The following is a 3,355-nucleotide window of genomic DNA, read 5'->3' as shown; positions in this document are numbered from 1 at the left end:
GGTCCGGCGGCAGGCCGGCCGACTGGCGTCCGGCTCCGTCCAGGCCCCAGTGCACGCCCGCTTCGAGCAGGCCCTGATGCAGTTGCTCCAGATCGCTTTCATCCAGGCCCAGGGCTTCGGCCACCAGCGGCTCTTGCAGCAAGGCGAACACCTGGCTGGCGGGCAGGCGGGCCGGGGGCGCGGCAAGATCCATGAGTTGCAGCAGCACGCGGGCCACGGGATTGCTCTGCACGGCCTTCTGGCCGGTGATGGTGTAAGGCAGTTTGCCGGCGGTGCCGAACACGGCATCGATCAGGGGGGCGGCCGCATCCAGGTCGGGCAGGGCCACCAGCACGTCGCCGGGACCCAGGTCCGGGTCGGCCTCGAAGCGGTCGAGCAGCTGATCGTGCAGGATTTCCAGCTCCCGGGTGAGGGAGTGGGCCACGTGGATCTCGACGCTGCGGTCCTCCGGCTGCAGCGGCCATTCCCCCGCCGCCGGCGCCGCCAGTTTGAGGATGCTGTCCTGGAAGCGGCCGAGCAGGGTGGCCTGGCCGGAAGGCTGGAAATTCCCGTCCTCCGCGCTGGCTTCGGCCACGGTTTCAAGGATCAGTCCAAACAGGGCCTGGGTCTGGCGGCCCCAGTCGGCAAGGAGCGGATAGCGGTCGTCGAGATACTCGCCCTGGCCCGAGGCGGCGAGCCGGGCCTGGCGTTTTTGCGCCACCAGCTCATACCAGTAGTCCTGACAGGGATTGACCAGATACAGGTGAATGTCGATCCAGGCCGAGAGCCGGGTCAGGACTTTCAAATACAGGGGCGGCAGGGTGGAGAGGCCGAAAATGTGCGCCTCGCGGGGCAGCCCGGCCTTGGCCACGCCCTCGGGTCCCAGTCGTTCCAGGGCATCGAAGAAGGCGGCGGAGGGATGGCGGCGCGCCGTGCCCAGGCCGGCGATGAAGCGCTGCCAGAGGGCCATCTGCCAGGCTTCATCCTGACGCTCCCGGGGGCCGGCGCCGGGCAGGCGGGCGGCTTCGCCGGCACTCCAGGCTTCGAGCCAGTCGGGCCGGTAGGTGATGTAGTTTTCAAACAGGGTGGCGACCCGCCGGGCCAGGTCCAGACGCATCACCGGATCGGCTTCCTGCAGATAACCGGCCAGACGCGGGTGCGCCTGAACCAGGGCCTCGTCCTGAAACAGCCGGTACAAGCGCCAGGAGGCCCGCTCGGGCGCAAAGGGGGAAACCGCCTCCACCGGCACCAGCTGGGCGATCCGCTCCCACAGCCACTGGGCCAGAAAGGGAAACTCCACCCCCGCCGCCACACCGTAGACACGGGCCATGGCGAGCTGCAGGTCGCGCTTCACGGCGGCGCTGGGGACGATCACTTCCTGAAACTGGAACGGATCCAGAGGCGCATCCGCCAGCCGCCTCAGCAGGCGGGCCTTGAGGGTTTCGTAGCGATTGGAGGTAAACAGATGGAGCATGGGACGTCATTGTACTGCGCCGGCATGACCGGCCGGCGCTGCCTATAATGTGGGCCTTTCTTCTCTACGCCTTCCATGCGCATCCTCATCGTCGAAGACGACCGGACCCTCGCCGAGAACCTCTATGAGTACCTGGAGTCGCGCGGGCATCAGTGCGACTACGCCCACACCCTGGCGGGCGCCGCCTTGCTGCTCGAAGACAGCGGCTTTGATGCGGCGATCCTGGACCGCAACCTGCCCGACGGGGACGGCATCGGCCTGGCCCGGCGCCTGCGCGCCGCCGGCCATCCCCTGCCCCTGCTCATCCTCACCGCCCGGGATACCCTGGAAGACAAGCTCACGGCCTTTGCCGCCGGGGCCGACGATTACCTCGTCAAACCCTTTGCCCTGGAGGAGGTGGAAGTCCGCCTCGCGGCCCTGGTCCGCCGCGCCGGAGTCCAGTCCCAGGCCCGGATCTACCGCCAGGGCCCCCTGGAGTACGATGGCAGCGCCCAGGAAGTGCGGCTCGCCGGCCAGCCCCTGCGCCTGCCCCCCAAGGCCCTGAAGCTCCTTGCCGAACTCATTTCCCACCCGAACCGGGTGTTCTCCCGCCGCGAGCTGGAAATCGCCATCTGGGGCCGCGAGCAGGAATCGAGCGACAACCTGCGCAGCGTCCTCTACACCCTGCGCCGGGCCCTGGGCGAAGCCAGCGGCGTGCAGGTGGCGAATGTGCACGGCCTGGGCTACAAGCTGGTCTGCCCGCCATGAAGCCGCCCCCCAGCATGCGGATCAGGATCGCCTGGTCGGTGACGGGGCTGGTGCTGCTGCTGATCGCCGGCCAGGCCCTGGCCCTGCTGTCGATGTATGAGGAGATGGAAGCGGAGTTCATCGACGACATTCTTGCCGAGCAACTGGAATACAGCATTCGCGCCAGCGGCGATTCGGAACGGCTGACCCTGCCCAACACCCCCAACATGCAGCTCTACCGCCTGCGCCCCGGCGAACCCCCGCCTCCCGGACTGGCGCCTGAACTGGCCCGGCTCCCGATCGGCAACCACGAGATTTTCCTGGGGACCCGGGAATTCCACGTCGCGGTGCGCGAGGCCAGGGGGGCCCGTTTCATCCTGCGTTACGACGAATCGGAACACGGCGCCCGGGTAACGGCCGTCAGCACCCTGATCCTCTCCGGCGCCCTGATCCTCTGCGCCCTGGTGCTGGTGCTGGTCTATGCCCTGGCCGGGCGCCTGACCCGGGGCCTCGAGAGCCTCGCGGCGCGCCTGGCCCAGGGCCGCGGCGGCCAGCCCTATGCCCAGCCCGGCATGGAACGCGAACTGCTGGCCGTGGCCCAGGCCCTGGACGCGGCCGAAACCCGCCAGCACGAGCTACTCGCCCGGGAACAAGCCTTCAATGCCCACCTCTCCCATGAACTGCGCACCCCCCTGGCCGGCATCCGCAGCGACGCGGAACTGCTGGCCGCCAACCCGGACCTGCCGGACAAGGCCCGCCAGCGCGCCAGACGCATCATCGCCGCCTGCGACCGCATCACCCGGCTCGCCACGAGCCTGCTCCTCCTCGCCCGGGACGCCGGACCCAAGGAACGGGAGCATCTCGCCCTGGCCCGGGAGATCGACGCCTGCTGGCAGTCCCTCGACCCCGCCGGTGTCCCGGCCCTCGACAACCGGGTGCCGCCGGAGGCCTGTCTCTGGGCCGATCCGGCCCTGCTGCAGCTCGTGCTCCGTAACCTGCTGGAAAACGCCATCCGGCATGGCGGCGGCGCGGCCGTGCAGTGCCGGCTGGAGGAGAGCCGCATGGAGGTGCGCGATCGCGGCCCGGGCCTGGGCGGCACCGACCCGGAGCGCCTGTTCGAACGCTTCCAGCGCCAGGGCCCCGGCGCCGGCCACGGCCTCGGACTCACCCTGGTGC

3 protein-coding genes are annotated in these 3,355 nt (G+C 69.6%); 2 read left to right on the top strand and 1 reads right to left on the bottom strand.

The window, feature by feature from the left end; genetic code table 11:
• The coding region (locus tag WBH99_RS10545) for an exodeoxyribonuclease V subunit gamma (protein WP_424220047.1) at nt 1-1,453 on the bottom strand (1,453 nt) is incomplete at its 3' end.
• Nucleotides 1,454-1,528: 75 nt separating this feature from the next.
• Between WBH99_RS10545 and WBH99_RS10540 the strand changes: the two genes are divergently transcribed.
• Both WBH99_RS10540 and WBH99_RS10535 read left to right on the top strand, forming a co-directional pair.
• The gene (locus WBH99_RS10540) at nt 1,529-2,200 is read left to right on the top strand and encodes a response regulator transcription factor (RefSeq protein ID WP_424220046.1); all 672 of its coding nucleotides are present in this window, start codon (nt 1,529-1,531) and stop codon (nt 2,198-2,200) included.
• Nucleotides 2,201-2,214: 14 nt separating this feature from the next.
• Nucleotides 2,215-3,355, top strand: a 1,141-nt coding sequence (locus WBH99_RS10535) for a histidine kinase dimerization/phospho-acceptor domain-containing protein (protein WP_424220045.1), incomplete at its 3' end; no start/stop codon positions are given.

The sequence above is a fragment of the Azovibrio sp. genome, from assembly GCF_049658005.1.
Classification (GTDB): domain Bacteria; phylum Pseudomonadota; class Gammaproteobacteria; order Burkholderiales; family Rhodocyclaceae; genus Azovibrio.
The sequence above is the reverse complement of the archived record's forward strand: the minus strand, read 5'-3'. Positions and strand labels throughout refer to the sequence as shown.